Source organism: Helicobacter sp. MIT 05-5294, from assembly GCF_000765675.1.
Taxonomy (GTDB): Bacteria; Campylobacterota; Campylobacteria; order Campylobacterales; family Helicobacteraceae; genus Helicobacter_D.
In genome coordinates this window covers 191,943-217,972 of record NZ_JRPA02000001.1, presented here as the reverse complement: position 1 = coordinate 217,972, position 26,030 = coordinate 191,943, and the positions used below count along the sequence as shown (strand labels likewise).

At 39.8% G+C, this 26,030-nt stretch carries 30 protein-coding genes and 1 tRNA gene; 24 read left to right on the top strand and 7 right to left on the bottom strand.

Annotated features, from left to right (window positions below; translation table 11 throughout):
- The first annotated feature begins 15 nt into the window (after positions 1–15).
- Entirely contained in the window at positions 16–204 is a 189-nt protein-coding gene (locus LS69_RS01140) for a hypothetical protein (RefSeq protein ID WP_138121542.1), read from the top strand.
- Positions 205–303: 99 nt separating this feature from the next.
- A complete protein-coding gene (locus tag LS69_RS10265) occupies positions 304–477 on the top strand; it encodes a hypothetical protein (RefSeq protein WP_194145363.1) in 174 nt (57 codons plus the stop codon).
- Between the two features lie 92 nt (positions 478–569).
- On the opposite strand, the gene mnmA is transcribed toward LS69_RS10265, so the two are convergent.
- On the bottom strand, positions 570–1,628 hold the full coding sequence (gene mnmA / locus LS69_RS01135; protein ID WP_138121541.1) for a tRNA 2-thiouridine(34) synthase MnmA: 1,059 nt from the start codon (positions 1,626–1,628) through the stop codon (positions 570–572).
- Positions 1,625–2,047: a hypothetical protein gene (locus LS69_RS01130; protein ID WP_138121540.1), complete on the bottom strand. Its 423-nt coding sequence runs from the start codon at positions 2,045–2,047 to the stop codon at positions 1,625–1,627. The genes mnmA and LS69_RS01130 overlap by 4 nt, the downstream gene beginning before the upstream one ends.
- A gap of 92 nt (positions 2,048–2,139) precedes the next feature.
- On the opposite strand from LS69_RS01130, the gene LS69_RS01125 reads away from it, so the two are divergent.
- Positions 2,140–2,490, top strand: coding sequence for a diacylglycerol kinase (locus tag LS69_RS01125; protein ID WP_138121539.1), 351 nt, complete (start codon positions 2,140–2,142; stop codon positions 2,488–2,490).
- Positions 2,491–2,507: 17 nt separating this feature from the next.
- Positions 2,508–2,792, top strand: a complete 285-nt coding sequence (locus LS69_RS01120) for a hypothetical protein (protein WP_138121538.1) — start codon at positions 2,508–2,510, stop codon at positions 2,790–2,792.
- On the opposite strand, the gene LS69_RS10215 is transcribed toward LS69_RS01120, so the two are convergent.
- Positions 2,771–2,846: transfer RNA gene (locus LS69_RS10215), tRNA-Glu, on the bottom strand. The genes LS69_RS01120 and LS69_RS10215 overlap by 22 nt on opposite strands.
- An 83-nt stretch (positions 2,847–2,929) precedes the next feature.
- On the opposite strand from LS69_RS10215, the gene LS69_RS01115 reads away from it, so the two are divergent.
- The 4 genes from LS69_RS01115 to LS69_RS01100 are packed head-to-tail and all read left to right on the top strand — an operon-like array spanning position 2,930 to position 6,598.
- A complete protein-coding gene (locus tag LS69_RS01115; protein ID WP_138121537.1) occupies positions 2,930–4,042 on the top strand; it encodes an epoxyqueuosine reductase QueH in 1,113 nt (370 codons plus the stop codon).
- Positions 4,043–4,094: 52 nt separating this feature from the next.
- A complete protein-coding gene (locus LS69_RS01110) occupies positions 4,095–4,334 on the top strand; it encodes a DUF2443 family protein (RefSeq protein WP_138121536.1) in 240 nt (79 codons plus the stop codon).
- Between the two features lie 57 nt (positions 4,335–4,391).
- On the top strand, positions 4,392–5,129 hold the full coding sequence (locus LS69_RS01105; protein WP_238699050.1) for an EI24 domain-containing protein: 738 nt from the start codon (positions 4,392–4,394) through the stop codon (positions 5,127–5,129).
- 14 nt (positions 5,130–5,143) lie between these two features.
- Entirely contained in the window at positions 5,144–6,598 is a 1,455-nt protein-coding gene (locus LS69_RS01100; protein WP_138121594.1) for a replicative DNA helicase, read from the top strand.
- Between the two features lie 212 nt (positions 6,599–6,810).
- On the opposite strand, the gene LS69_RS01095 is transcribed toward LS69_RS01100, so the two are convergent.
- Complete coding sequence (locus tag LS69_RS01095; RefSeq protein ID WP_138121535.1) at positions 6,811–7,602, bottom strand: pyridoxine 5'-phosphate synthase; 792 nt, start codon at positions 7,600–7,602, stop codon at positions 6,811–6,813.
- 99 nt (positions 7,603–7,701) lie between these two features.
- Here LS69_RS01095 and LS69_RS01090 point away from each other — a divergent pair, with 99 nt between their 5' ends.
- From LS69_RS01090 to LS69_RS01015, 16 genes are all read left to right on the top strand, one after another.
- Positions 7,702–8,529, top strand: coding sequence for a 3'-5' exonuclease (locus LS69_RS01090; RefSeq protein ID WP_138121534.1), 828 nt, complete (start codon positions 7,702–7,704; stop codon positions 8,527–8,529).
- 16 nt (positions 8,530–8,545) lie between these two features.
- Positions 8,546–9,460, top strand: a complete 915-nt coding sequence (locus LS69_RS01085) for a PDC sensor domain-containing protein (RefSeq protein WP_138121533.1) — start codon at positions 8,546–8,548, stop codon at positions 9,458–9,460.
- Position 9,461: 1 nt separating this feature from the next.
- Positions 9,462–10,070 (top strand): imidazole glycerol phosphate synthase subunit HisH, encoded by a 609-nt coding sequence (gene hisH, locus LS69_RS01080; protein WP_138121532.1) that lies wholly within the window; start codon positions 9,462–9,464, stop codon positions 10,068–10,070.
- Positions 10,071–10,078: 8 nt separating this feature from the next.
- A complete protein-coding gene (gene hisA, locus LS69_RS01075; RefSeq protein WP_138121531.1) occupies positions 10,079–10,786 on the top strand; it encodes a 1-(5-phosphoribosyl)-5-[(5-phosphoribosylamino)methylideneamino]imidazole-4-carboxamide isomerase in 708 nt (235 codons plus the stop codon).
- 128 nt (positions 10,787–10,914) lie between these two features.
- Entirely contained in the window at positions 10,915–11,289 is a 375-nt protein-coding gene (locus LS69_RS01070; protein ID WP_138121530.1) for a chemotaxis response regulator CheY, read from the top strand.
- 2 nt (positions 11,290–11,291) lie between these two features.
- Positions 11,292–12,266, top strand: coding sequence for a 50S ribosomal protein L11 methyltransferase (locus LS69_RS10750; RefSeq protein ID WP_238699049.1), 975 nt, complete (start codon positions 11,292–11,294; stop codon positions 12,264–12,266).
- Between the two features lie 2 nt (positions 12,267–12,268).
- A complete protein-coding gene (gene ftsH / locus LS69_RS01060) occupies positions 12,269–14,197 on the top strand; it encodes an ATP-dependent zinc metalloprotease FtsH (RefSeq protein WP_138121529.1) in 1,929 nt (642 codons plus the stop codon).
- Between the two features lie 9 nt (positions 14,198–14,206).
- Positions 14,207–14,860 (top strand): hypothetical protein, encoded by a 654-nt coding sequence (locus LS69_RS01055; protein WP_138121528.1) that lies wholly within the window; start codon positions 14,207–14,209, stop codon positions 14,858–14,860.
- Between the two features lie 80 nt (positions 14,861–14,940).
- Positions 14,941–15,690, top strand: a complete 750-nt coding sequence (pssA, locus tag LS69_RS01050; protein WP_138121527.1) for a CDP-diacylglycerol--serine O-phosphatidyltransferase — start codon at positions 14,941–14,943, stop codon at positions 15,688–15,690.
- Between the two features lie 131 nt (positions 15,691–15,821).
- Complete coding sequence (locus tag LS69_RS01045) at positions 15,822–17,363, top strand: 2-isopropylmalate synthase (RefSeq protein ID WP_138121526.1); 1,542 nt, start codon at positions 15,822–15,824, stop codon at positions 17,361–17,363.
- A gap of 75 nt (positions 17,364–17,438) precedes the next feature.
- Positions 17,439–17,786 (top strand): preprotein translocase subunit SecG, encoded by a 348-nt coding sequence (gene secG / locus LS69_RS01040; protein WP_138121525.1) that lies wholly within the window; start codon positions 17,439–17,441, stop codon positions 17,784–17,786.
- A gap of 9 nt (positions 17,787–17,795) precedes the next feature.
- The gene (frr, locus tag LS69_RS01035; protein WP_138121524.1) at positions 17,796–18,356 is read left to right on the top strand and encodes a ribosome recycling factor; all 561 of its coding nucleotides are present in this window, start codon (positions 17,796–17,798) and stop codon (positions 18,354–18,356) included.
- Between the two features lie 75 nt (positions 18,357–18,431).
- Positions 18,432–19,043, top strand: a complete 612-nt coding sequence (pyrE, locus tag LS69_RS01030) for an orotate phosphoribosyltransferase (RefSeq protein WP_138121523.1) — start codon at positions 18,432–18,434, stop codon at positions 19,041–19,043.
- 20 nt (positions 19,044–19,063) lie between these two features.
- Positions 19,064–19,612, top strand: coding sequence for an RDD family protein (locus LS69_RS01025; protein ID WP_138121522.1), 549 nt, complete (start codon positions 19,064–19,066; stop codon positions 19,610–19,612).
- A 56-nt stretch (positions 19,613–19,668) separates the two neighbouring features.
- Entirely contained in the window at positions 19,669–20,352 is a 684-nt protein-coding gene (locus LS69_RS01020; protein ID WP_138121521.1) for a F0F1 ATP synthase subunit A, read from the top strand.
- Positions 20,336–20,902: a thiamine phosphate synthase gene (locus tag LS69_RS01015; protein WP_138121520.1), complete on the top strand. Its 567-nt coding sequence runs from the start codon at positions 20,336–20,338 to the stop codon at positions 20,900–20,902. The genes LS69_RS01020 and LS69_RS01015 overlap by 17 nt, the downstream gene beginning before the upstream one ends.
- Positions 20,903–21,253: 351 nt before the next feature.
- Here the strand turns inward: LS69_RS01015 and LS69_RS01010 are convergent, their stop codons facing one another.
- From LS69_RS01010 to LS69_RS01000, 3 genes are read right to left on the bottom strand one after another with little or no spacing between them, the layout of a single operon-like run.
- Entirely contained in the window at positions 21,254–22,792 is a 1,539-nt protein-coding gene (locus LS69_RS01010) for a bifunctional indole-3-glycerol phosphate synthase/phosphoribosylanthranilate isomerase (RefSeq protein ID WP_238699048.1), read from the bottom strand.
- Positions 22,792–24,411 (bottom strand): bifunctional anthranilate synthase component II/anthranilate phosphoribosyltransferase, encoded by a 1,620-nt coding sequence (locus tag LS69_RS01005; RefSeq protein WP_138121519.1) that lies wholly within the window; start codon positions 24,409–24,411, stop codon positions 22,792–22,794. Before LS69_RS01005 ends, LS69_RS01010 begins: the two co-directional genes overlap by 1 nt.
- A complete protein-coding gene (locus LS69_RS01000; protein WP_138121518.1) occupies positions 24,408–25,943 on the bottom strand; it encodes a chorismate-binding protein in 1,536 nt (511 codons plus the stop codon). The genes LS69_RS01005 and LS69_RS01000 overlap by 4 nt, the downstream gene beginning before the upstream one ends.
- Positions 25,944–26,030: the final 87 nt, after the last annotated feature.

Below are 26,030 nucleotides of genomic sequence, written 5' to 3'. Positions count from 1 at the left end.
ACAAGAGGAGATTAAATGATTCCATTAAGGCATTTGGGGCATAATTTTGTGCGTTTTTTATCGCAAAATCTACCTAGCGTTTTATTTATTTTGATTTGCAATGCGGTGGTTTTGTTGGTTTGGAATTATTCCGCTTATGCAGCGATTCTTTTACTTGGTTTCTTTCTAAAATCTTTAAATCTATCTTTTCTACGATTTTACTAGAACTCATATTCTTGCATTTAGTCTTTACAATCTTTTCACCCAAGCTACAACGTTATGCTTTGTCCTTTCTTTGAGTTTTAAGTGCTGTTTTGTTGCTTTATGTCTGATGATTTGATTCATTTGCTTTGTGGGATTGCACAAATTAGCGTTGAAGATTACGACGCCACAAAAGACCCGACAACAGAGGACTTCAACGCTAATCGGATTAGAATTTTTAACAAAAAATCAGACTATGACAGAGAATTAAAGCAAGAAACAGCACAGCCCAAATAAGCCTCATTCTATGCTAGTTTCACATTATGGGAATCGTTTGTAGCATATACTCTTGCGCATTAAGAACCTCACAACAAAACTTATAGGAGGGGTTATAAAATAAACCCGCCTCCTAATACCTTATCATCTTCATATAGCACCAATGCTTGTCCGCTTGCCACGCCAAAAGCAGGTTCTTGCAGGTTTACAACAAGAATCTCACGCGTGATTCCTTGTGCATCTAGCTCTTGCTCTAATCTCACCTTTGCCCTTGTTTTGTGGCTTTTATAGCGAATCTTAACCTCGCATTCTAGCTCTTTTGCGTTTTCAAAAACCTCCTTTGGAGTAGAAAAATTCACCGCACGCACTTGAGTTGTCGCCAATTCCTCTTTCCCACCCACGACAATCGTATTGTCTTTTGGATTGATTTTTAACACATAATGCGGACTTAATGCCCCAGCAACGCTAAATCCCTTGCGCTTACCAATCGTGTATTGCATATAACCCTTGTGTGCGCCTATTGCCTTGCCTTGCGAATCTAGCACGATTCCTTTGGATTCTACATTATGATGTTTTTGCAAGACTTCTATGTAGCTACTCTCTACGAAGCAAATTTCTTGCGAATCCTTATAGCTTTCAAGCGTTCCAAGCCAAGGAAGCTCTTTAAGCGCAAGTGGCTTAATTTCAGCTTTTTTCTTATCTCCTAATGGAAAAAGGATACGCGGAATCCAATCCTGTTTTAGCCCAAACAAAAAATAACTTTGGTCTTTGCTCCCATCTGCACCTTGCGCGATTTTGTTGTCTTTGATTTGCGCATAATGCCCGGTAGCAACAAAATCATATCCCAATCTATCCGCCATTTCAAATGCGATTCCAAACTTCACGAGCGGATTGCACAAGGCGCAAGGATTTGGCGTTTTGCCTTGCACATAAGATTCTACAAAATAGTTATAAACCTTTTCTTTAAACAACTCCCGCTCATCAATAATTTCATACGAAATTCCTAGAGATTCCGCGCATTGTGCGACTTTTGCTTCATAATAGCGGTGTTTTTCCTCTCTATCGTGCAACTTCAAATACACGCCATACACCAAATACCCGCTTTTTTGCAACAAATAAGCGCAATAACTAGAATCCACACCTCCGCTCATCAACAACAAAACTTTTTTCATTTTTCCCTCGTGAAAGTTATTTTATTACTTAACAATAGTTTATTATTTGTGTATTTTGCCCACAAAATCTCCAACGCAAAAATCTCTCCACTTCCTATTTTAGCGAAAGGAAAGCGCGTATAATACAGGTCTTTTTGTGCTTGTGTGGATTCGTGGAATCTCGCCTTTATCTGCACACCTTGAATCCGCCCGATATTTTTAGAATCTTGCGCTATGTTAATGCCAACTTTTGGATTTAAAAAACAAAGCTCAATGTGTCGCGAATCTTGCGCACTTTTAAAAAGCAAAGCAAGATTCTGCACATCAAAGGCGTAATAGCAACTTGCGCTATAAACCCCAAATCCACTAGAATCTGCTTCCAAAACACTCAAAACTAACAAATGTTGTTTTTTAATAAAATCTTTTATTTTTTCATTCATAGGGCGGAATTGTAGCTAAAATTTCAAAAATAAGCATAAAATATCCAAAAAATGGTAATATGTCGCGATTTTAAGAATCTAAAGAAGCAAAAATGAAACCAAAATATCGTTTCTTCAGCAATACAAAATATGCCTTAAATGGAGTATTTGCTATGCTTAAAGCGGAAATGAGTTTCAGGCTAGAATGCCTCTTTGTCTGTCCTTTGTTATTTGTTGCATTTTTGCTTGAAATCTCCCTTATGGAGAGAATTTGTTTGATTGGTGTTTTATTTTTGATTTTGATTGCAGAGTGCTTTAATTCTGCTATTGAATCCTGCGTGGATTTGGTTACGCAAGAATTTCACACCAAAGCCAAAATTGCCAAAGATTGCGCGTCTGCAGGTGTGTTTTTTGCAATCTTAACCGCCGTTTTCACTTGGGGACTTGTGCTAATAAATCTCTAGGATTCTGCCACTGCATTTTGCAAAGCAACAAAGCAAACGAAAGTGTCATGCACATCATTACAAGGACTGCAAGGACGAAGCAATCCACGCTTTATACGCTAAAAGATATTACAATGGAATCTCTAAAACAGATTCTGTATTATGAATTTGCAAGTGTGGGTGAAATTTGTTTTGCAAATTGCACACCACGACTCCTACAAAAGGACGCAATGACGGCAGATTACCCGATATTAAAGTTTTATTTGTTTTTAATGAAGGCAAGTTTAAAAATTAAGAAGTTTGGCGACCCTTGGAAGATTTGAACTTCCGTATATGCCGTGAAAGGGCATTATCCTTGGCCTCTAGATGAAAGGGTCGCACGAATTTTAGCATATTTCTTGCAACTTACGCTAGGTTTATATTAAAATTTCATTATCCAAAGTTAATTTAAAGAGAGAAAATGTCATCAATTCCTTATGATTTTAGCAATCAAAACACGATTTTAGTGCATATTTGTTGCAGTGTAGATAGCCATCATTTTTTAACCCAACTCCAACAACTCTACCCTCAAAAGCGTTTTTGTGGATTCTTTTATAACCCCAACATTCACCCCTTTGAAGAATACCAACTGCGCCTAAGTGATGTAGAGAGAAGTTGCGCAATGCTTGGGATTCCGCTCATTGTTGGGGAATACGAAGATGAAGAATGGTTCAAAAACGCTAGAGGCTTGGAGAATGCACCTGAAAAGGGAGAGCGGTGTAGCTTTTGCTTTGACTTTCGCCTTACAAAAACCGCACAAATAGCACAAAATACGCATTGTGCAGGATTTACTACGACGCTTCTTGCAAGTCCTATGAAATCCCAAGCCGAGCTTTTCGCACAAGGAGAAAAGATTGGCAAAGATTGGAATCTTGACTTTTTGCCCCTTGATGTGCGCAGCAAAGGCGGCACACAAGTGCAAAACGCATTGGCAAAAAGTGCGAATCTCTACCGCCAAAACTATTGTGGTTGCGTTTTCGCGCTCAAAGCCCAACGCGACAAATCACACAAAAGCACATTAGAGCTTCTCTCTCCGCTCAATCTGCCCAAAGATTCAAGGAATCTCCCTGCTTTGCGATTCCACAATTTCCAAACACGCACCCAACTAGAACAACAACACCAACCCTATAAAATCATCAAACGCAAAGTTTCGCGCTATGTCCTGCTAAGTGGCAAATTAACCTCAAAAGAACGCACGATTCCTAGCTTTATTTGCAACCATTCACAACTCGCCAAACCCACCAAAGCACAAGTGGAAATCTGGCATAATGGAATCGGATATGCAAACAAAGAGGGGATTTTGTTGCTTTGTTTTGATGATTTTAAAGACTTTTTGGGCAAAGAGGATTTCGCGACACTTTTACAAGAGGGGCTTAGTGAGGAAATACAGCTAAATTTGCGCTTAAAACTTTATCCTCAAGGATTCTTAACTTCTCCGATTCTTATCCTCAAAGAGCCAATTTACGAGGATTTTACACTAGAAATTTCTTCTCTAATGCAAGAAGAGATACTAGAAGATTTTATCCCTTTGTAAAAATTCATCAAAAATGCTAAAATTTTGGCTTACAAAAGCAAAAAGGATTAAAATGTTTGAACGCATTGACGGAATCTTACGCGAGATTGAAGAAGCACAAGCAGAGATTGAGCTTCTTTTAGGAATGGCAAAAATTTCTTTTGTAGATTATATTATGATTAAACGCGGCTCACAAGATATGCCTGATGAGCTTGGCGCGTGGAATCTGCAACAAATTGACAATGAAGTTTCACGCCTCAAAGAAGCGATTGAAACACTCAATAAAATCAAAAGAGAAGTTCTCACTTGGTAAGAATCTTGCGGATAAATTCTTCAATCATTTGTTAGAGATTCTATTTCAAGGACAAAAATGCAACCCAATATGCAAGAACAACTCGCCCAAACCAAACACTGCTTCGCACTTGCAAGAAGAGATATTTTCACGCCTTATTTGCTCGGGCTCACCTTTTTGCCCTTGTTGTTTGCGCTGATTTTTTTAGGCACAATTCTTTATTTATTTGGTAGCACTTGGCAAGAGAATCTTTATGGGCTATTGCATTGGGATTTGAATCTCACGATTTCTTGGCTTACTTGGATTCAAAGCAGTTTGGATTATATCATCAGAACAACGATTGTTGTGTTTTTGGCTTTTGTGTTTTTAGTTCTTTCTTTATTGCTTACTTTGATAATTTGTTCCTTTTTAGCACCTTTTGTCGTCAATTTTGTGCGCAACAAACACTATCCCACCACTTCTCTAGATGGGGATACTAGCACGATAGCTTCAATACTTTCATTGATTGGCGTTTATCTTTTATATCTCTTTTTTTTAATACTCTTGCTGCCTTTTTATTTTATTCCTTTTGTGGGTTCATTTGTGATTTTATTGCCTAATTTTTGGCTATTTTCCAAAACGCTCGTCGCTGATGTAGGCGAAGGAATCTTTGACAAAAGCACCTTAAAACACATCAAACAAGAACAAAAAGGCAGAATCCGTAGCGTAACCTTGCCTTTGTATGGATTAAGCTTGATTCCAATTATCGGATTTTTCGCACCTGTGTTTGCGCTCACAACTTTATCGCATTTATTTTTAAGCCTCAAAAGCAGCTAAGGAAACCTATGGAAATGCAATTACAAATTGAACGCGCGGTTTTAAGCTCTATTTTGTTTGACCCGGAGCAATTGGATTCTATCGCAGAATCCTTAGTTGCGGAGGATTTCGCCTATACGCCTCACCAAAATATCTTTGCAGCAATGTTGGAGTTGCGCCACACAGACCGCCCCATTGATGAAGAGTTTATCCTCAAACTCTCCACTAAAGCGCGTCCTATCGCTCAAGAGGAGATTCTTAATATCCTCACTACAAGCCCTATTAGCGATTTGAAATCCTATATCAAAGAGATTATAGAATCCTCCAATAAGCGCAAACTGCATTCTTTTGCGATGAAAATCAACCAAAGCGCGACCGATAGCGAGACAAGTTCGCAAGAGATTATAGACTATCTCCAAAGTGAGCTTTATAAAATCACAAATATTCATCAAAACAAGGAATTTCAGGATTCTAAACAAGTTGTTGAAGCGACCTTAGAATACATTGAAGAAATGAAAAAACGCGGCAATACCTTGCTGATTGGCGTAGATACGGGATTTGCAGGATTAAACAAAATGACGACAGGATTTAACAAGGGCGATTTAATCATCGTCGCGGCGCGTCCTGCAATGGGCAAAACAACGCTCGTTCTCAATATGGCACAAAAGGCATTAGATACCGGCAAAGGCGTAGCGTTTTTCAGCCTTGAAATGCCCGCAGAACAACTAATGCTAAGAATGTTGGCAGCCAAAACCTCTATCGCCTTGCAAAACTTGCGCGTGGGGAATCTCCAAGATGAGGAATGGACAAATCTAGCGCGTGCAGCGGAAATTATGGGCAAAGCTCCGCTGTTTATTGATGATAATAGTTTGCTTACGATTCATCAATTAAGAAGCAAACTTAGAAAAATCAAATCCAAACACCCAGAAATCGGGCTTGCCGTGATTGATTATTTGCAATTAATGAGCAGCGCAAACAACAAAGACAGACATCAAGAAGTCAGCGAAATCAGTCGTGGGCTAAAGATGATAGCAAGAGAACTAGAGATTCCAATCATTGCGCTTTCTCAACTAAATCGTAGCCTAGAATCCCGAAGCGACCGCCGCCCAATGCTTTCAGATTTGCGCGAATCCGGCTCTATCGAACAAGACGCGGATATTATTTTGTTTGTTTATCGCGATGCAGTTTATAAGCAAAAAGACGAAAAAGAGAAAGAAGAAGCAGCCAAAAAAGAAAACAAAGAATACAAAAGCACTTATATCCCGCGCAATGAGGAAGAAGCGGAGATTATCATCGGGAAACAGCGTAATGGACCCACAGGTATGGTGAAATTGACTTTTCACAAGCATTGCACGCGTTTTGTAGATTTGGCAGATACGAATCCAGCTCTTGAAATCGTTTATGAGCAAACCGCTCAAAATACGCAAACGCAATTCACGCCACCTAGCAATAGCGAATCCACAAGTTCCATTGATATGCCACAGATTTAGGTTTATAGGATTGTTTGGGATTCCACAATGGAATCTTTTGGCGAGATTCTGCATTATGGATTGCTTCGTTCGCTTCGCTACCTCGCAATGACGCAGTAGCAAAATCGCGGGTCATTTAAAGCTATGGATTGCCACAGCCCTTTTGCAAGGGCTTCACAATGACAGAATAACAACCCAAATGGTTGTTCAGACGAATAAGTTGCTTCGCAAGGTTATATGTTTGACGCGTTGATGAGCTGCACCATTTCTTTAATCGCATTTTCTAACCCGCTAAAAATTGCACGCGCAATAATACTTTGCCCGATATTGAGTTCAACAATTTCAGGAATCGCCAAAATCGGAGCAAGATTCACATAGTTTAATCCATGTCCTGCGGCAACCTCTAGCCCTAGCCATTTGGCTTCTTTTGACGCACTTTGCAAACTCTCTATGGAATCCTTTAACCTCGCTTTAAGCTCATTTCTAGGCAACTTTAGCGATTCTATGGCATTGTGCATTGAGGGCAAATTGGAGTAAAGCATTAAATGCAAATTCGCATAAGTCCCTGTGTGCAGTTCAATCATCTGCGCACCCACTTCCTTAGCGGCGCAAATTTGGTCAATTTGCGTGTCAATAAACAACGAAACTTCCACGCCTTTTTCCTTGAAAGCCTGTGTAACTTCTGTGATTCTTGCTAGATTGCCAACAACATCTAATCCGCCCTCTGTGGTAACTTCCTCGCGATTCTCTGGAACAAGCGTAATGCGATGGGGCGCAATCTCTAGCAAATAATCAATAATCTGTGGATTAATGGAACATTCTACATTCAAAGGCAAAAAGGAGCTATCTTTCACGCGCTTAATATCCAAATCGTGCATATGTCTGCGGTCTTCGCGCAAATGGAGGGTGATTTGACTTGCTCCTGCGCGTTTGGCTATAAACACTGCTTCTAGCGGGTCTGGGTCATTGATTTTACGCGCTTCTCTTAAGGTTGCAATATGATCAATATTCACTCCAAGCAACATTATCGCTCCTTAATTTCAATAGGAATTTTGGGTTAAATTTGGATTCTAACCAAAATTACTTTAAAATACTAAATCAAAAATCCTTAAAAGGAGCGAATTATGGTAATGGTGTTTGATTGTGAAACAATTTTAGATACCGCCTTGATTATCAAAGGATTCAGGCAAGAGTTTCAAAAGCACAATTTGGAGCTAGAATCTATGAGTGAGTTTGAAATCAGCAAAAACGCAATGGAAATTCACAAAGAATTAAGCGGGACAGAATTTCTACCCGTCTGCTATCATCAAGTTATAAGCATCGCAGCGGTGTTTTGTGATGATTTTGGAAACTTCAAAAGCGTGGGAAACTTCAAAAGTGGCGGGGATTCTAAAGAAGAGAAAGAAAAATCTCTCATTTCTGCTTTTTTGGATTATCTCAACAAAAAACAACCTAAACTTGTTAGCTACAATGGGCGTGGCTTTGATTTGCCAATGCTTTTATTACGCGCGATGAAATACAAACTTCAAGCCAATGCGTATTTTGAAGAAAACAATGTGCAATTTAATAAAAACAAATGGGAAAATTATCGCCAACGCTATTGCGAGAGATTCCATATTGACTTACTAGATAGCTTAGGAAACTACGGCAGTGTGCGGAATCTTAAACTAGACATTCTAGCAAACCTTGTCGGATTTCCCGGAAAATACGATACAAATGGCGGGGAAGTCTTGCAAATGTATTATGAGGGCGCACAAGAGAAAATTGATGAATATTGCCAAAGCGATGTGCTAAACACTTATGGCTTATATCTTAATTACGAATTGTTAAAAGGAAATTTAACCTTGGAAGATTATCAAAGCATTTTGAATCTTTGGAGAGAGAAATTGCCAAAGGATAAGGGTTATTATTCGGTATTTTTTGATACAATTAGCGCACAAATTCAATCTTAATTTTTAAGGGAAAATTATGCTATCAAAAGACATTGCGCGTTTTAGTGAAATGCGTTATGAGATTCGCGCTTATTTGTGCTTTTTAATGCAGCGCAATATCAAAAACCATTTGCCCCACATTGAATTAAATAAAATTGTTGATGGGATTAAAAAGATAGAAAAAGAAGTTGGAATCTTCGAGCTTATCTATGTTTTGGATTCTCACGGGACTTTAGTGATTGATGGAATCTCTAGGGATTCCAAAATAGAATGCAAAAAGGGCGAAAACCACAACGAACGCGCTTATTTTTATCGTGCTATCAATGAAAAAAAATGTATCCTCACAGACCCCTACCCCTCTCTAGCAAGTGGGAATCTCGTTCTCACCGTTTCTTATCCGCTTTATAATGACAAAGACGAGTTGGTTTATATCGTTTGTATGGACATACGCTTGGAAAAAAGCTTGGAGCTTGTGCGTCCTACGCCTTTGTTTGGGCTTTCTTTTGAAGTTGGCAAAGTTATTTATTTTTTAATGTCCTTATCGCTTTTTTTAGTTTGTGCTTTGCTACTTGTCAAAGGCGGAATCAGCCTTTGGGACGCTTTATGTCGCTTTGGAAGTTTGGAGATTTTGGATATTAAAGATGTTTTTGAAGCCACGATTCTCATCACTCTAAGCCTAGCAATCTTTGACTTAGTCCGCGCAATCTTTGAAGAAGAAGTGCTAGGGCGTCAAAAATCGCAAGATTCTAAAGTCGTGCATAAAACAATGACACGGTTCTTAGGCTCTATCGTGATTGCTTTAGCGATTGAATCCTTAATGCTTGTCTTCAAGTTTGCCATTACTGCGCCTGAAAAGCTGCTTTATGCTGTCTATCTCATCGGCGCAGTTACTTGTTTGTTGGTCGGCTTAGCACTCTATGTCAAACTCACCGCAACTTTAAAGAAAGATTAGTATGCTTGGCATTGTGAATTACGGAATTGGTAACCTTGCAAGTGTCCAAAATGCGATAGAAAAACTAGGCGAAAAGTCGCTCATCACGCAAGACCCGCAGAATCTTAAAAACTTTGATAAGCTGATTCTGCCCGGAGTGGGGGCGTTTGGCGATGCGATGAAGCACCTTGCGCACAATGGAATGCAAGAAGCGGTATTGGAATTCGCCAAAAGCGGCAAACCCTTGCTTGGAATCTGTTTAGGAATGCAGCTTTTGTTTCAAAAAAGCTATGAGTTTGGCGAACATCTTGGGCTAGGCTTAATGGAGGGCGAGGTGATTGGGTTTGAAGCAAAAGACATGGAAGCAAACCAAAAAATTCCACACATGGGGTGGAATCTTGTTGCAAAATGCAAGGAATCCCCGCTTTTAAAGGGTTTAGAATCTCCTTTTTATCTTTATTTTGTGCATAGTTATTATGTGAAAAATCTCAAAAATGCCATAGGCACTAGCCAATATGGAGCGAAATTTGCTTCCATAGTGCAACAAGACAATGTCTTTGGAATCCAGCCACACCCGGAAAAATCCCACGATATTGGGCTTAGGATTCTACAAAATTTCATAAACCTATAAGGAGTTTTATGCAAATCATTCCCGCAATTGATTTAAAGGAAGGTTGTGCCGTGCGCCTTAGGCAGGGCTTAATGGAGAGTGCGAAAATCTATGCCAAAAACCCAGAGGAATTAGCAAGGCATTTTGAAAGCTTAGGAGCGAAGTTTCTGCATATTGTGGATTTAGATGGCGCGTTTGCGGGGATTCCAAAAAACCGCGCAGTGATTGAAACAATCTGCAAAGATTCTAAACTCAAAATTGAAGTGGGTGGCGGAATCCGCGATGAAGAGACGATTAAGGCTTATTTGGATTTAGGCGTTTCGCGCGTGATTTTGGGTTCTATTGCACTTAAGAATCCGGAATTTGCACTCCAAATGGCAGAAAAATATGCCGTTGTGATTGGCATTGACGCCAAAAATGGCAAAGTCGCAACAGAAGGTTGGGCGGAGAGTGGAGGCACTCTAGCGTGGGACTTTGCGGAGCGATTTAGAGGAAGCAAAGTAGAAGCAATCATTTGCACTGATATTGCGCGTGATGGAATGCTTAGCGGAATCAATATTGAATTTACAAAAAAAATTCAAGACAAAAGCGGAATCTTCACGATTGCAAGTGGCGGATTATCTTGCGAGGCTGATTTTGCCGCACTCAAAGAAGCAAAGATTAATGGCGTTATCGTGGGTAAGGCGTTTTATGAGGGCAAAATTGATTTACAAAAGGCTTTTAGGACTTTTAAATAAAAAAGAATTTGGCATTTAGATTCTCTATTTATTTGAAATTTTATGCTTATTTTGTGAGAAATTATGCTATTATATTCAGTTATTGTTATTTTTTCTTAATCAAGAAGTTTTATTTTAAGGAGTTGGCATTGAAAATGGTCGTTGTAGATGATAGTTCAACTATGCGAAGAATTATTAAAAATACCCTTGCAAGACTTGGCTATAATGATATTTTGGAAGGCGAAAATGGTGTTGAAGGTTGGGATAAAATGAATTCTAATCCCGATGTAAAGGTGCTTATCACCGATTGGAATATGCCTGAAATGAATGGGCTAGACTTGGTCAAAAAAGTGCGCGCAGACGATCGCTTTAAAGATATTCCAATTATTATGGTTACCACAGAGGGTGGTAAAGCAGAGGTTATCACCGCATTAAAAGCGGGTGTGAATAACTATATCGTTAAGCCTTTTACTCCACAAGTTTTAAAAGAAAAATTAGAAGTTGTTTTAGGTGTAAATGACTAATTATGGAATCCTATTACAATTGTCTAAGCGTTAAGGCGGATAATTTCTTATGGCTCTTTGCGGACAAAGCATTAGAAATTACGGGCGAGGCAATTGAAGAAATAGATGGAGGGTTCATCATACGCACAGAAAATGCCATAGAACCAATCAAAAAGCAACTCATTGCATACGCCAAAGAGTTGGAAGCTGTTATGGCAGAATCCGTAACATTAAAGTTTTCCGAAGATATTTTAAAAAACCAAGATTGGATTGCAGCTTACCGCAATTCCATTAAACCCATAGAATGTGGCAAGTATTATATCCGCCCCTCGTGGTTTGAAGCAAAACCGCAGAAGATTAATGTAATCATTGACCCAGCTCTTGCCTTTGGAAGCGGACATCATGAGACAACCTTTGGCTGCCTTATGGCATTAAATATCGTAGAGGAAATGCTCCAACAAACCCATGAAAGAAATGAAATAAAACTTCAAAAGCCAAAGAACTACAATAGGACACAAGAATCTTCCGAAGCTCTTTGTCAATCCCAACAAAGCTTTCTAAGCACATTGAACGGCATATTCAACGCATTGGAGGGCAAAAAAATTTTAGATGTTGGGTGTGGAAGTGGAATCCTAAGTATTTGCGCCAAAAAAAGCGGGGCAATCGTATGGGCATGTGATACAGACGAAGTCGCAATCACTGCGACTAAAGACAATATGCAGAAAAACGATGCGATTTTAGACGAAGTTTTTTTAGGCTCACTCCATACGATTCCCAATGAAAAAGGTAAGTTTGATATTGTGATGGCTAATATTTTGGCAGATATTATTGTCGCATTGCCTTTGGAATCCTTTGTAAAGCAAGAGGGATATTTGATTTTATCAGGAATTTTAGATAAATACTTGCCAAAAGTTCTTGATAAATTCAAAAGATTTAAAATAGTTTCCCAAGAACTCAATCAAGAATGGGCAACTTTAGTTTTACAAAACAAAGGATAATCATGCAAAAACCAAATAACAACCCCAATCCTCAAGACAAAAAGCCAAACAATTTTTTCAATCAAAATCCTCTTTTGATGTTTGTGATTTTTGCAATCGTTGCAATTGTCGCATTTCGTATGATGTCTCCCAATGGAGAAGTCAGCAAACTAAGCGGAGCAACAACAACAAAAACCATTAATTATTACGAACTCAAAAAACTCATTGAAAATAAAGAAGTGGATTTCGTTGCTATTGGACAAACCAATATTAAAGCAACCGCCCAAAATGGTGGCAATAAGATTGCTTACAACGCACAAAGAGTGAATCCTGATAACACTTTGATTCCTTTATTGGACGAAAAAGGTGTAGAATACACAGGCTACAACGAAAGTAATTGGATTAGCGATATGCTTTTTGGTTGGGTTTTACCCGTGTTTATTTTCTTTGCTATTTGGATGTTTTTAGCAAACAGAATGCAAAAAAATATGGGCGGCGGAATCTTAGGTATTGGAAGCTCTAAAAAGCTCGTCAATGCCGAAAAGCCAAATGTTAAATTTGAAGATATGGCAGGGAATGCAGAAGCCAAAGATGAAGTCGTAGAAATCGTGGATTTCTTAAAGAATCCCGAGCGTTACGCTGCATTAGGAGCTAAGATTCCTAAAGGCGTCTTGCTTGTAGGACCTCCCGGCACCGGTAAAACGCTATTGGCTAAAGCTGTCGCAGGAGAAGCAAATGTGCCGTTTTTTTCTGTCAGCGGAAGTAGCTTTATTGAAATGTTTGTAGGCGTGGGCGCAAGTCGCGTTCGGGATTTGTTTGAAAATGCCAAAAAAGAAGCACCAAGCATTATCTTTATTGATGAGATTGACGCGATAGGCAAAAGTCGCGCCGCAGGTGGTATGATAAGTGGAAATGATGAGCGCGAACAGACACTCAATCAGCTTTTGGCTGAAATGGACGGATTTAATTCCGATTCTTCTCCCGTGATTGTTTTAGCAGCTACAAACCGCCCTGAAGTGCTAGACCCAGCACTTTTGCGTCCGGGAAGATTTGATAGGCAAGTGCTTGTAGATAAGCCAGACTTTGAAGGGCGCGTGGAGATTCTCAAAGTGCATATCAAAAACATCAAACTAGCAAAAAATGTGGATTTATTTGAAGTGGCAAAACTCACCGCAGGACTTGCAGGAGCGGATTTAGCAAATATTGTCAATGAAGCCGCGCTATTAGCCGGACGAGGCAATAAAAAAGAAGTGGAACAAGGCGACTTTTTGGAGGCGGTAGAGCGCGGCATCGCAGGATTGGAGAAAAAATCCCGCAGAATCTCACCCAAAGAGAAAAAGATTGTTGCTTATCACGAAAGCGGACACGCATTGATTGCGGAAATCACCAAAGGGGCAAAAAAGGTAACCAAAGTTTCTATTATTCCGCGCGGACTTGCGGCACTTGGCTACACCCTCAATACTCCTGAAGAAAACAAATACTTAATGCAAAAGCATGAATTACTTGCCGAGGTTGATGTTTTGCTTGGAGGAAGAGCCGCTGAAGATGTTTTCTTGGGAGAAATCTCAACAGGTGCAAGCAATGATTTAGAGAGAGCGACAGATATTATTAAGGCAATGGTAAGCTATTATGGAATGACCGATGTCGCGGGATTGATGGTGCTTGAAAAGCAACGCAATGTGTTTTTGAATGGTGGCTTAGGAAGTAGCCGAGAATACAGCGAAGAAATGGCGCAAAAAATGGACGCACACATTAAAGCGGTGCTTAATGAGCGATTCCTCGCTGTCAAAGAATCCCTAGAGACTTACAAAGAAGCAATTGAAAATATCGTTCAAGAGCTTTTTGATAAAGAAAATATTGATGGGCAAAAAGTGCGTGAAATCATCAGCGAATACGAAAAGGCGCACAATTTAGAAAGCAGACTTGTAACCGAAGAAAAAGAAGAAGCATAAGGAGAATCTATGAAAACCACCACAGAATTTATTGCTAAAGAAGGCTGGAAACCTCTTGGAATCGCCCTACTTTTAGCCTTTCTTGCTTTCTTGCTTTCGTGGAAAGTTTTTGGATTCTTTTGTTGGATTGCTTTTGCTTGTTTGTTATATTTTTATCGCAACACAGAACGCATTGCAGAAGACACTGCAAACGATTCTATTCTAGCTCCCATTGACGGAATCGTTAAAAACATAGAAAACAAATCCGATGGGATTTATTTGCAAATTGCCAAGCCTATTTGCTTTTGTGGTATGCTTAGAATGCCTTTAGCAAATCTCGGTAAATGTGGGGAAGCCATAGAAGTAGAACATATTAAGGGATTAAAAAATGCCAATGAAATTACAGGGGAGCGCATTGTGATTGCCTTTAATCGCGAGATAAACCAATCCGATACTTTCAATCACCACACGCTTTATTTGACACTTTATCCTAAATATTTCGCTCAAATCTCCCTCTATCTTTGGGATTCCAACTTTAAGCTAGGAGAGCGCATTGGATTTTTTCTCAATGGCAATGCACTCCTAAAGATTCCATTAGATACGGAGCTTAAAGTCAATGTCAACGATAAAATCTTAGGCGGCAAAACATTGCTTGGCACATTCAAATCAGTTTCCAATCCGTAAAGATTCTGATGAAAATTTAAAAAATAAATTTGTATAATGATAGAATAACCGATTTCAAGGGTTTTAAGGAATAAAAATAAATGAAAATTGATCCATTGTATATCTTACCAAACCTCTTCACAGGGGCGAGTATCTATATTGGAATCTTGGCGGTTTCCTATGCTTTTGTCGGACGCTTTGAATTAGCTTGTTGGCTCGTGCTTATGAGTCTTATCTTTGATGGCTTAGATGGACGCATTGCGCGATTAACAGGCACGACAAGCAAGTTTGGCGTAGAGTTTGATTCTTTAGCCGATGTTGTTGCCTTTGGCGTCGCTCCTGCAATGATTTTGTTTTTTTATGGGGGATTCCATTATGGCAAATTCGGCGTGGTCGTGGCTGGATTGTATGTTGTGTTTGGCGCGATTCGTTTAGCACGATTTAATGTAACCACTAACAACAACGAACCCAATGTTTTCATCGGACTTCCAATCCCTGCTGCCGCTGTTTTTGTCGTAAGTTGGTTGCTTTTTGAAATGGAGCTTAGCAAACAATATCCGCAATATTCCGAAAGCATTTTCTTGCTTCCTTTAATGTTTGTAAGTCTCGTTGTGGCGATTTTAATGGTGAGCAATGTGCGCTATCCAAGCTTTAAGAAAATGAGTTTTGAAAAGTTTAGCTTCGGCAAAGTGATTGTTCTTTTGATGATTGCCTTAGCGATTCTTTATCTTTATCCCATTTATTCCATTACTACTTTGATTAGCTTGTATGTCTGCTTTGGTCCGGCGCGTGCGACTTATTATATTTGCATAAGACATCTTAGTAAAGATTCCAAAGATTCTAAGGAATAACAATGTATATGCGTTTTTATTTTCATATTCATTTTCAAAGGAATCTCTTGACGCTTTCTATGCTTTTGCCTCTGGGATTCTAAGGCTTATGTTACTCAACTCAAACCAAAATATTTTATAAAGGATTTTTAATGGAAATGATTAAGATTTTTGATACGACTTTAAGAGATGGTGAGCAAAGCCCCGGTGCTTCTATGAATACAGAAGAAAAAATCAAACTCGCTTTAGCTTTAGAGCGTTTAGGGGTGGATATTATTGAAGCGGGATTCGCTGCGGCAAGTCCGGGAGATTTTGAAGCCATTAGTAGAATCTCTGAAGCAGTCAGCAATAGCACGATTTGTTCTTTGGCAAGAGCTGTGCCAAAGGATATTGAAAGCGCGGCAAAGGCATTAGAAAAAGCTAAGTTCAAACGCATTCATACATTTATTGCCACAAGCCCTATTCATATGGAGTTTAAGCTCAAAATGCAGCCTGATGAAGTCATTAAACGCGCAGTAGAAGCGGTAAGTTTAGCAAGGAGTTTATGCGAAGATGTAGAGTTTAGCTGCGAGGACGCAAGTCGGAGTGATTTTGGATTCTTAAAAGAAATCGCACATGCAGTGGTTGAAGCGGGAGCAAAAACGCTCAATCTCCCGGACACCGTGGGTTATAGATTGCCCCAAGAATTAGGCGCAATGGTGAAAGAAATCAAATCTTTCGTGGGAGATTCTATCGTCCTTTCGGTGCATTGCCATAATGACTTAGGACTTGCTGTAGCAAACTCTATTGCCGGAATCCAAAATGGCGCAAGGCAACTTGAATGCACCATTAATGGTTTAGGAGAACGCGCAGGAAATACTGCATTAGAAGAAGTTGTAATGATTTTAAAAACTCGTAAAGATGTTTTTGGAGATTTAGATACACGCATTAATACTAAAGAAATTTATGCTTGCAGCAAACTTGTCTCTGATATTACAGGAATCCGCCCACAACCCAACAAAGCAATTGTAGGCAAAAATGCCTTTGCGCACGAAAGCGGAATCCACCAAGATGGAATGTTAAAAAATCGTGAAACTTATGAAATTATGCGTGCAAGCGATATTGGGATTCCCGAAAACAACGGCTTAGTGCTTGGCAAACACAGCGGACGCGCGGCATTTAAAGACAAACTTACAAGCATGGGATTTGGTGAGATTTCACAAGAATCTTTAGACAAGGCGTTTGAAAGATTCAAAATCCTATGCGACCACAAAAAAGAAGTTTATGATGAGGATATTCGCTCCATTATGACAGAAGAATCCACAAAGATTCCACAAATCTTTGAACTTTTAAGTTTGCAAATTAGCAGTTGTTCCAAAGGTTTGCCTTATGCTGCAATCTCTATCCAAAGAGATGGTGCGACCAAAATAGACGCGTCTATTGGCAATGGAAGTGTAGATGCGATTCTTAAGACGATTGATCGCATTAGCGGGCATAATGGAGTTTTGAAAGATTACAAGGTAGAAGCTGTCAGTGAGGGCAAAGACGCACTTGCAAAAGTCGTGGTCAAAGTAGAGTTTGACCCTGAAAAACCAGCAGTGATTGGGCATGGATTACATTTAGACACAATGCAAGCCACAGCGAAAGCCTATATCGGTGCGCTTAATAGCTATTTATCTATGCGTGAGCTTATCGTCAATAAAACGATTTGCTAATTTAAAGCAAGGTATTAGATAAGTTGCGCTAAAATGCGCGGAATTTTTGAGATTTAAGAGGCTTAAAGGAAGAGTATGAGTGGAATTTTATTAATATTGCAGTTTGTATTGGCAATCCTAATCACTGCAATTGTCTTGTTGCAAAAAAGTTCAAGCATCGGTCTTGGCGCATATAGCGGAAGTAATGAAAGCTTATTTGGGGCAAAAGGTCCTGCGGGATTTTTGGCAAAACTCACTTTTGGGCTTGGATTATTGTTTGTTGTCAATACGATTGCATTAAGCTATCTTTATGTTCAGGATTCTAAGAAATCTATCCTTGATGAAGCGACAATTCCCGCTATCCCTACACCGACTTTACCGCAGGATTCCGCAGCCCCTAACGCACCTGCGGCTCCTGTCGCGCCTAATACAGAATCTAACTAAAGGAATCTTATGGATTTACAAACGATTTACCAACACACCAAAGAAACAATGGGCAAAAGTATTGAAGCAATGAAAAAAGAGTTTGGCACTTTGCGTAGTGGCAAAGTCTCTATTGCGATTTTAGACCACATTCGCATTGATTATTATGATACGCCAACCCCTCTAAATCAAGTGGGTTCTGTGATTGCACAAGATGCAAGCACGATTGTGATTACTCCTTGGGAAAAAACCCTGCTCAAAGATATTGAACGCGCAATACAAGAAGCAAATATCGGCGTCAATCCTAACAATGATGGCGAAACAATCAAGCTTTTCTTCCCGCCAATGACAAGTGAGCAACGCAAAGAAATCGCAAAAGAAGCGAAAAATATCGGCGAGAAAACAAAAGTTGCGATTCGCAATATCCGCAAAGATTCCAACGACAAAGTCAAAAAACTAGAAAAAGACAAAGCAATCAGCGAAGACGAATCCAAAAAAGGGCAAGATGAGATTCAAAAATTCACCGACGATGCGGTTAAAAAGATTGATGAGCTTGTCAAGCATAAAGAAGAGGAATTGCTAAAAATCTAAAGAAATCTAGGCTTTTAGATTCTTTAGGGTTTTTTAATCCAAATAAGCCTTAAACGCCAATCTCAAGGAAACAAAATGAATATCACACAAATCTACAAAAACGCTAACGCGCTTTTAGAAGGACATTTTTTGCTAAGTAGCGGGAGACATTCGCCCTTTTATCTCCAATCCGCAAAAGTGCTAGAGAATCCAAAAATCGCAGAAGAGTTGGCAAAGGCTCTTGCACAAATTATCAGGGATTCCGCAATGCAGGTAGATTGTGTTTGCTCTCCTGCTTTGGGCGGTATTTTGGCTGGATATGAGCTTGCACGCGCACTTGGAGTGCGGTTTATCTTTACCGAGCGCGTCAATGGTGCGATGTGCCTAAGGCGCGGATTTAAAGTCAAAGAGGGCGAGAAGATTCTTGTTTGTGAGGATATTATCACCACGGGTGGTTCTGCGATGGAATCCGCACAAATCGTAGAAAAACTTGGCGCAAAAGTCGTTGGATACGCTGCTTTGGCAAATCGTGGAATCTGCAACCGCTACCAAAGCCCCAATCACTTTGAAGCCAAAGAATGCAAACTTAATCCAAATCTGCCACTCTTCGCACTAGAAGATTTTGTTTTTGAAACCTATGAAGCGACAAACTGCCCTTTGTGTCAACAAGGAAGCACTGCAATCAAACCCGGAAGTCGCGGTAATTAGACATAATTCTAGGATTTAAAATGCGTTGGAGGAAAGTCAAACAAAATCCACAATCTCCGACGCATTCCAACAACAAACAACAAAACTTTCACGACAAATTACCCCAAAAATTACCCGATAAACTCTTGCAAGAACTCGCGCACAAATCAGATTCCACACAAAGGATTCCTTTGCAAATTGCAGGATTTTTGGAGCGTGGTAAGGCGCAAATCATTGATACTTTTATGATTTATTTGCCCATTATGTATCTCATCACTTATGGCGTTTTAGGGAGCAAAGAAGCCCTATGGGAATCCCCTTGGGCACCGAGTGTAGCCATCTTGCTCTATGGAATCATTGCGGCGGTTTTTATCGCCAAAAGCGGACAAACGCCGGGCAAAAAAGCTTATAGCCTGTGGATTGTGCGAGAAAATGGAAAAAATGTAACATTTCTTTTTGCGCTTTTGCGATTCTTTGTTTTCTTGGTTTCTGGCGCGAGTATTGCGGGAATCTTTATGCCTCTATGGCGCAAAGACAAAAAAGCCTTGCACGATATTTTACTTAAAACCCTCGTTCTAAAAAAAGGTTAATTTTTTATTAAATTTATTTTTGGCATAATTACCATCTTACATAGAAGGAGTTTTAAATGGACGGAAGATTATTTACTTTTGTGGGTTTATTTAACCACGACCACGACTTTATTATCGCATTCCACACGATTTTAATCGCTATCATTGCGCTTGTTTTAGCCAAACTTGCAACCTCAAAACTACAAGTCGTCCCCGGGACAATGCAGAATGTCTTTGAAGCACTTTTGGGTGGAATCATCTCTATGGCAAAAGATGTAATCGGCGAAGAAAAAGCGCGTCATTATTTGCCATTTACCGCGACTCTTGCGATTTTCATTTTCTTAGCCAATGCAATCGGAATTATTCCGGGCTTTGAAGCACCCTCTTCTAGCCTTAGCTTCACGCTCACTTTGGCAATCGTAGTTTTTGTGTTTTATAACTTTGAAGGGATTCGCACCTTTGGGGTTGTAAAATACTTCGCACACTTCGCGGGACCTGTCAAGGCACTTGCACCTTTGATGTTCCCGATTGAAATCATCTCTCACTGCTCAAGATTAGTTTCGCTTTCTTTCCGTCTTTTTGGAAATATCAAGGGCGATGATATGTTCTTGCTTGTTATGTTAATGCTTGCTCCTTGGGTTGCTCCGCTCCCTGCTTATTTGGTTTTGACTTTTATGGCATTCTTACAAGCTTTTATCTTTATGATTCTAACCTATGTGTTCCTAGCAGGTGCTGTTTTGGAGAGTGAGGAAGCCCATTAAGGCTTACCTTATCACAGAGCCAACACTCTACCCCACAACTTCTCTAAAATTCTATGATTTTTATCTCAAAATCATAGAATCCCACCCTATACATTTCGCCGCTTATCGCGATAAAGCTTGTCATTTCAACCCCGCCCTCATAGAAGTGTTTTTAAAACTCAATCAAAAGCACAAAATCCCTAGCTTATTAAACTCTAATTTGGATTTGGCTATCCAATTTGGATTTGATGGTGTGCATTGCAATAGTTCGCAAATGTGGCAGATTCCACTTGCAAAGACTAAATTGCCTTTTGTGTTTTTTAGCGCACACAACTTACAAGAAATGCGGGAAGCAGATAAACAAGGCGCAAATGGAATCACGATTAGCCCGATTTTCCAAACGCCTAACAAAGGGATTCCACTAGGGATTGATTTTTTAAAAACACTAAACCCCAAAGACTTTTTGGCGGAAATTTTCGCTCTTGGCGGAATCATCAGCCAACAACAACTCCAACAACTCGCCCAAACCAAAATCCAAAACTTCGCCTCTATTCGGTATTTTTTAAGCTAGATTCTAAACTTTACAAAAACTACAAACTCTTAGCGATAGATAAATCCTTGGAGATTCCTAATTTATCTTTCTTACCTATCAAGCGTCATAGCAAAATTTACAAGTTAGTTATTTGATTCTCACATATTCTTTGAAGCTCTTAATGGGGCTTTTAATTCTACATTTCAAACAAGATTCCATTATAAAATCTTATCTTTTATCATATTTATGTTTTTGGGATTCCATAGCAGAATCCCTTTACTAAGATTATGGATTATTTTGTCGCTTCATTTCTCGCAATGGTAGCTCAAAAATACAAGGCACAATGTGGAATCCCAAACACAAAACTTGCGACAAGCCTCATTCTAGCCCTTACTCAAGACTTTCACCAAGTGTTTTTAGTTTCACAATCAAGCTTTGAAGTTTAGCAAAGTCTTTTTTGCCAGGCTCGGATTCTATGCTAGAGTTAATATCTAGCATTTTTGCGCCTATTTTCTTTAGGGATTCCACATTTTCTATCCCCACGCCCCCTGCAACGCACAAATATTGCGCCTTTTTCATAAGGGATTCTAACGCCTTATTATCAATCTTGCGCCCACTTCCGCCCCCTAAAGCACTCTTAGAATCCAACAGCACAAAAGGACTGACAAACTCGCCTAAATCCTCCGCAGATTCTACATTCCACACTTCATAAAAGGCAAAATTCGCCCCTCTTAGCTCCACTCCGCCAAACCAACCCGCCTTTGTGATTCCATGCAGTTGTAACGCATCTACGATTCCCTCACGATAAAGCTTTAATGCGGATTTCATTTGCCTTTCATCATCTTTTAATACGACAACTTTTAAGATATTAGGGAATCGCTCCAACTCTTTTGTGATTCTTTTAATCTCTTCTATCGCGACAAAGCGCGGAGAATTTGGCTCTATGATGAATCCCAAAGCAGCGATTTTTTGCTCTTTGGCTTGGCATTCCACCCCTTTTATTGCCAACTCCTGCAAGGATTCTGCGCACATTAAAGCGTCTTCCACATTTGTGATTCCACAGATTTTAACAAATCCCAAAGGTAAATCTAGCAATTTAAAGGCATTTTTATAAAACACATTAGAATCCTTTTTTCCACACTCTAATGCCTTTTTTAGATTCTCAAGCGCAACTCTTGGCGTCTGATTCCGCACCAAATAACTTCCGCACAAAATCCCATTAAAGCCTAAATTTCCAACCACAAACCCATCAAAATCGCAATTTAGAGAGGATTCAAAAATCACTTTGCTTTGGGGATTTTGGGCTTGGATTTTCTCTATAAGATTATAGGCTTGAATCCTATCAATCACAAAAGTGTGCAGATTGCGAGAATTTACCCCGATAAACTTCGCTTGTAAAGGAGCGATGAAATCCACTTCTTGCGCATTATGCACTTCAATTAAAGGCGTCAAGCCAAACTTCAAGCATTCCTCATAAAGCCTCTGCAACTGCCCAAATCCTCCATAGGGATTCTTTTGACCCACAAACACCGCGGCAATGAGTAGCACCATATCTGCGCCAAAGCCATAGGATTCTGCGATTTGCTCTTGCTTTGTGATGAAGTCTTTGCGCAACACACACGCTTCTTTGTGGCTTTCTTTAACCTCTCTCAAATCCTCCAAATCGCCCTTAAAGTAATCCTGCTCACACAAAACAGAAATCGCACCCGCGCCCCCTTGTAAATAAGATTCTGCAAGCACCTTAGGATTCGCAATTTCACCGATATTCCCAGCACTCGGACTTGCGCGTTTAATCTCTGCGATGATTAGGGTAGAATCCAAATTCGGCGGATTTAGCGGTGTTGTGCGCGTATTTATGCGCAAAGGCTTGCTTTGCTTTTTTTCTAAAATCTCCGCTAAAATCGTTGGCACAATATTTTGGGATTCCATTATAAGCTCTCTATTCGCATATTGCTAATGCTTTGGAATCTCTCTAAGACCTCAAACACTTCTTTGGATTCTATGATTTTCTTTGCATAGAAGAATCCCTCTTTTAGGGATTCTACCTTTTCCAATACACAAAGCGCCGCGCCTAGATTCAGCGCGACTAAATCTAGTTTAGGCGAAGGTAGGGCATTGAAAATATCCTTTGTGATTTGCGCATTCTCCTCCGCTCCACCGCCTTTTAGCATAGAATAACTTGCAAAATTTAATCCCACTTCAATCGGATTAAAAATATAGGTTTTAATGCTTCCCTCGCGTAATTCTGTGATTTGTGTCGGCGCACAGAGAGAAACCTCATCATATCCATCTAATCCACTCACAACCATTGCGCGTTTGATTCCTAAAATCGCCAAAGCTTTTGCCATAATCTCGGTATAGGATTTGTCAAATACGCCGATAAGTTGGTGCGTGATAGGGGCGGGATTGCTTAAAGGACCAATCAAATTAAAAGCGGTTTTAAACCCTAAACTTCCACGCGCTGGAGCAGCAAAGCGCATTGCAGAATGAAATCTCTGCGCAAAAAGAAAGGTGAGATTTAACTCTTCATACGCTTTTTGCGCGTTTTGTAATTCCATATTTGGATTGATTCCAAGCGCACTTAACAAATCCGCCGAACCGCTTTTAGAAGTGATTGCACGATTACCATGCTTGATGATTCCGAAATTTTCCTTTTTAGCAAGGGTTGCCAACAACAAAGCGCAAGTCGTAGAGACATTAAAAGTCTTCGCGTTGCTTCCGCCTGTGCCAACCATATCAAACAGAATCTTCTCTTTCTTGCTTGTTTCAAAGCGCACCGCCTTTTGCTTCAGCACAGACGCAAATCCTGCAAGTTCGTATTCATCTACGCCTTTAATCTCCAAACTTGTAAGAATACTCCCAATCTGCGCGTCTGTCAAATTTCCCTCTGTGAGTTCGTCCATAAGATTATAGCTTTCTTGGAAATTTAGGGATTCTAGTTTCAGGCATTTTTTCAGATAGTCTTTTATAGGGATTGGCTCACGCGCGTAATGCAGGAAGTTTTGGAGCATTTTTTCTCCCTCTTTTGTGCCAATGGATTCTGGGTGAAACTGCAATCCCACCAAATGATATTGTTTGTGTTCTACTGCCATTACCTCGCCATCTTCACTGCTTCCACTGATGATAAAGCACTCTGGAATCTCCTCGCGTTTGCCCACTAGAGAATGATAACGCGCAATAGGTGTTTTTTGTGTAATATGGCGAAAGATTCCTTTTTGGTTATGCAAAAGCGGTTCTACCTTGCCATGCACAATGTTTTTGGCATTTTTAATCTCCACTCCAAAAGCACTCAAAATCGCTTGATGCCCCAAACAAATTCCCAAAATCGGATAAATTCCTTTGAATCTCTGCACGATTTGGATATTCAGCGGAGAATCCTTTGGGCTTTTAGGTCCCGGTCCTAAAACAATATAACTCGGGCGGAGAGATTCTATCTCTTCTAGGCTTGTTTTATCATGGCGCAAAACCTTAATCGGATAGCCCAAATGGCTAAAAGCTTGATAAATGTTATAAGTAAAAGAATCGTAATTATCAATCAACAAAATCATTCTTCGCCTCCTAGAGTATCCCCCAAAATCGCTTCCACTAACGAGCGCATTTTGTTTTGTGTCTCAATATATTCTTCTTTGGGGTCAGAATCATAGACGATTCCGCCTCCTGCTTGGAGATAATACACGCCGTTTTGATAAACTGCGGTGCGAATAGCAATCGCGAAGTCCATATCCCCATTATGCGAAAAATACCCAATCGCACCTGCATAGATTGCGCGTTTATGAGCTTCTAAGGATTCTATGGTTTTGATTGCTTGGATTTTTGGTGCACCGCTCACGGTTCCAGCGGGGAAAGCTGAATAAAGCGCGTCTATTTTCTTATGCAATTCCAAATCCATCACGCCCTGCACTTCAGAGACTAAGTGCATCACTCTTGCATATTTTTCAATCACCTTTTCTTGAGTAACCTTAACACTTCTTGACATTGCAACCTTGCCTACATCATTACGCCCTAAATCAAGCAACATCAAATGCTCTGCATTTTCTTTGATGTTTGCTTTTAGCTCCTCTTCTAGTTTGGAATCCTCTAGCGCGTTTTTGCCTCTTCTTCGCGTCCCAGCAATTGGGCGAATCGTAAGAGTTGCGTAATTTGGTGCGGTTGTTTTGACTTTTACCAACACTTCAGGAGAACTTCCAATGATTTGATAGTTGCCAAAATTAAAATAATACATATAAGGGCTTGGATTGTGTGTGCGGAGATTCTCATAAGCTTGTAAAGGTGGCAAAGTGCTAGTAATCTCTAAACTCTGACTTGGCACACATTGGAGCAAATTTCCCTTATAAATCTCATTTTGCAAGGATTTGACGATTTGCGTATAATAAGATTCCTTATCTTTAGAAGTAATCTTGGATTGATAAGTTGGCTTGGGAGTATCTTGCCAACTCAAATGCTCTAGCGTATGGGATAGCTCTTTCACTCTTTGTTCTGTATCTTGTTTTTGCGATTCTCCTTTGTAAGCGACACTAATCACATAAAGGGATTCAAAAAAATGGTCAAAAACCACAAAATCTCTTCCGAAAATAAACGCATTTTCACTTGCCTCATAAAGTGCGCTTTTGTGGAACTCTACTTCTTCAATTTCTCCAAAAAATTCATAGCCCAAATACCCCACACCGCCAAGTGGCAAAGGCAGAGATTCTATCTCATCATTAGAAATAGCTTGGGACTGCACATAAGATTCCACCAAAGGCTGCGGAGAAAGCAAACGGAATGCGTCTAAGAAATCAAGAAATTTTGGCTTTTTGGGCAAAGTAGAATCGCCGATTTTGCTAAAGTTTTCAAGTGCGTGTTTTTGGGTATTTTCTAGCAAAAAAACCACGCCATTTTCTTTGATGATTCTAAAAGCTTCTTTAAGAACCAAAATAGAAAAGCGTCCTTTGCCTGTTTTCAAAAACGCAGATTCCAACAAAATAGGAGCATTCAAACTCTCACACACCATTAAAGGCGTGAGTTTGGAAGCTGGAATTTTTTGGATACTAAAACTTGCTTTAATCCCTTGTTTTTCGTTATTCTTTAGAAATTCAAACATCAAAACTTCTTTAAAATGATTTTCGCGGATTCTACATTCTTAAGATTAAAGATTTTATTAAATGTGCAAGTTTGGTTGCAGAATCCT

Excerpts from the sequence above, each read along its gene's own strand:
- LS69_RS01140 (WP_138121542.1), top strand. The coding sequence starts at position 16 with ATGATTCCATTAAGGCATTTGGGGCATAATTTTGTGCGTTTTTTATCG.
- LS69_RS10265 (WP_194145363.1), top strand. The coding sequence starts at position 304 with ATGTCTGATGATTTGATTCATTTGCTTTGTGGGATTGCACAAATTAGC.
- mnmA (WP_138121541.1), bottom strand. The coding sequence starts at position 1,628 with ATGAAAAAAGTTTTGTTGTTGATGAGCGGAGGTGTGGATTCTAGTTAT.
- LS69_RS01130 (WP_138121540.1), bottom strand. The coding sequence starts at position 2,047 with ATGAATGAAAAAATAAAAGATTTTATTAAAAAACAACATTTGTTAGTT.
- LS69_RS01125 (WP_138121539.1), top strand. The coding sequence starts at position 2,140 with ATGAAACCAAAATATCGTTTCTTCAGCAATACAAAATATGCCTTAAAT.
- LS69_RS01115 (WP_138121537.1), top strand. The coding sequence starts at position 2,930 with ATGTCATCAATTCCTTATGATTTTAGCAATCAAAACACGATTTTAGTG.
- LS69_RS01110 (WP_138121536.1), top strand. The coding sequence starts at position 4,095 with ATGTTTGAACGCATTGACGGAATCTTACGCGAGATTGAAGAAGCACAA.
- LS69_RS01105 (WP_238699050.1), top strand. The coding sequence starts at position 4,392 with ATGCAACCCAATATGCAAGAACAACTCGCCCAAACCAAACACTGCTTC.
- LS69_RS01100 (WP_138121594.1), top strand. The coding sequence starts at position 5,144 with ATGCAATTACAAATTGAACGCGCGGTTTTAAGCTCTATTTTGTTTGAC.
- LS69_RS01095 (WP_138121535.1), bottom strand. The coding sequence starts at position 7,602 with ATGTTGCTTGGAGTGAATATTGATCATATTGCAACCTTAAGAGAAGCG.
- LS69_RS01090 (WP_138121534.1), top strand. The coding sequence starts at position 7,702 with ATGGTAATGGTGTTTGATTGTGAAACAATTTTAGATACCGCCTTGATT.
- LS69_RS01085 (WP_138121533.1), top strand. The coding sequence starts at position 8,546 with ATGCTATCAAAAGACATTGCGCGTTTTAGTGAAATGCGTTATGAGATT.
- hisH (WP_138121532.1), top strand. The coding sequence starts at position 9,462 with ATGCTTGGCATTGTGAATTACGGAATTGGTAACCTTGCAAGTGTCCAA.
- hisA (WP_138121531.1), top strand. The coding sequence starts at position 10,079 with ATGCAAATCATTCCCGCAATTGATTTAAAGGAAGGTTGTGCCGTGCGC.
- LS69_RS10750 (WP_238699049.1), top strand. The coding sequence starts at position 11,292 with ATGGAATCCTATTACAATTGTCTAAGCGTTAAGGCGGATAATTTCTTA.
- ftsH (WP_138121529.1), top strand. The coding sequence starts at position 12,269 with ATGCAAAAACCAAATAACAACCCCAATCCTCAAGACAAAAAGCCAAAC.
- LS69_RS01055 (WP_138121528.1), top strand. The coding sequence starts at position 14,207 with ATGAAAACCACCACAGAATTTATTGCTAAAGAAGGCTGGAAACCTCTT.
- pssA (WP_138121527.1), top strand. The coding sequence starts at position 14,941 with ATGAAAATTGATCCATTGTATATCTTACCAAACCTCTTCACAGGGGCG.
- LS69_RS01045 (WP_138121526.1), top strand. The coding sequence starts at position 15,822 with ATGGAAATGATTAAGATTTTTGATACGACTTTAAGAGATGGTGAGCAA.
- secG (WP_138121525.1), top strand. The coding sequence starts at position 17,439 with ATGAGTGGAATTTTATTAATATTGCAGTTTGTATTGGCAATCCTAATC.
- frr (WP_138121524.1), top strand. The coding sequence starts at position 17,796 with ATGGATTTACAAACGATTTACCAACACACCAAAGAAACAATGGGCAAA.
- pyrE (WP_138121523.1), top strand. The coding sequence starts at position 18,432 with ATGAATATCACACAAATCTACAAAAACGCTAACGCGCTTTTAGAAGGA.
- LS69_RS01025 (WP_138121522.1), top strand. The coding sequence starts at position 19,064 with ATGCGTTGGAGGAAAGTCAAACAAAATCCACAATCTCCGACGCATTCC.
- LS69_RS01020 (WP_138121521.1), top strand. The coding sequence starts at position 19,669 with ATGGACGGAAGATTATTTACTTTTGTGGGTTTATTTAACCACGACCAC.
- LS69_RS01010 (WP_238699048.1), bottom strand. The coding sequence starts at position 22,792 with ATGGAATCCCAAAATATTGTGCCAACGATTTTAGCGGAGATTTTAGAA.
- LS69_RS01005 (WP_138121519.1), bottom strand. The coding sequence starts at position 24,411 with ATGATTTTGTTGATTGATAATTACGATTCTTTTACTTATAACATTTAT.
- LS69_RS01000 (WP_138121518.1), bottom strand. The coding sequence starts at position 25,943 with ATGTTTGAATTTCTAAAGAATAACGAAAAACAAGGGATTAAAGCAAGT.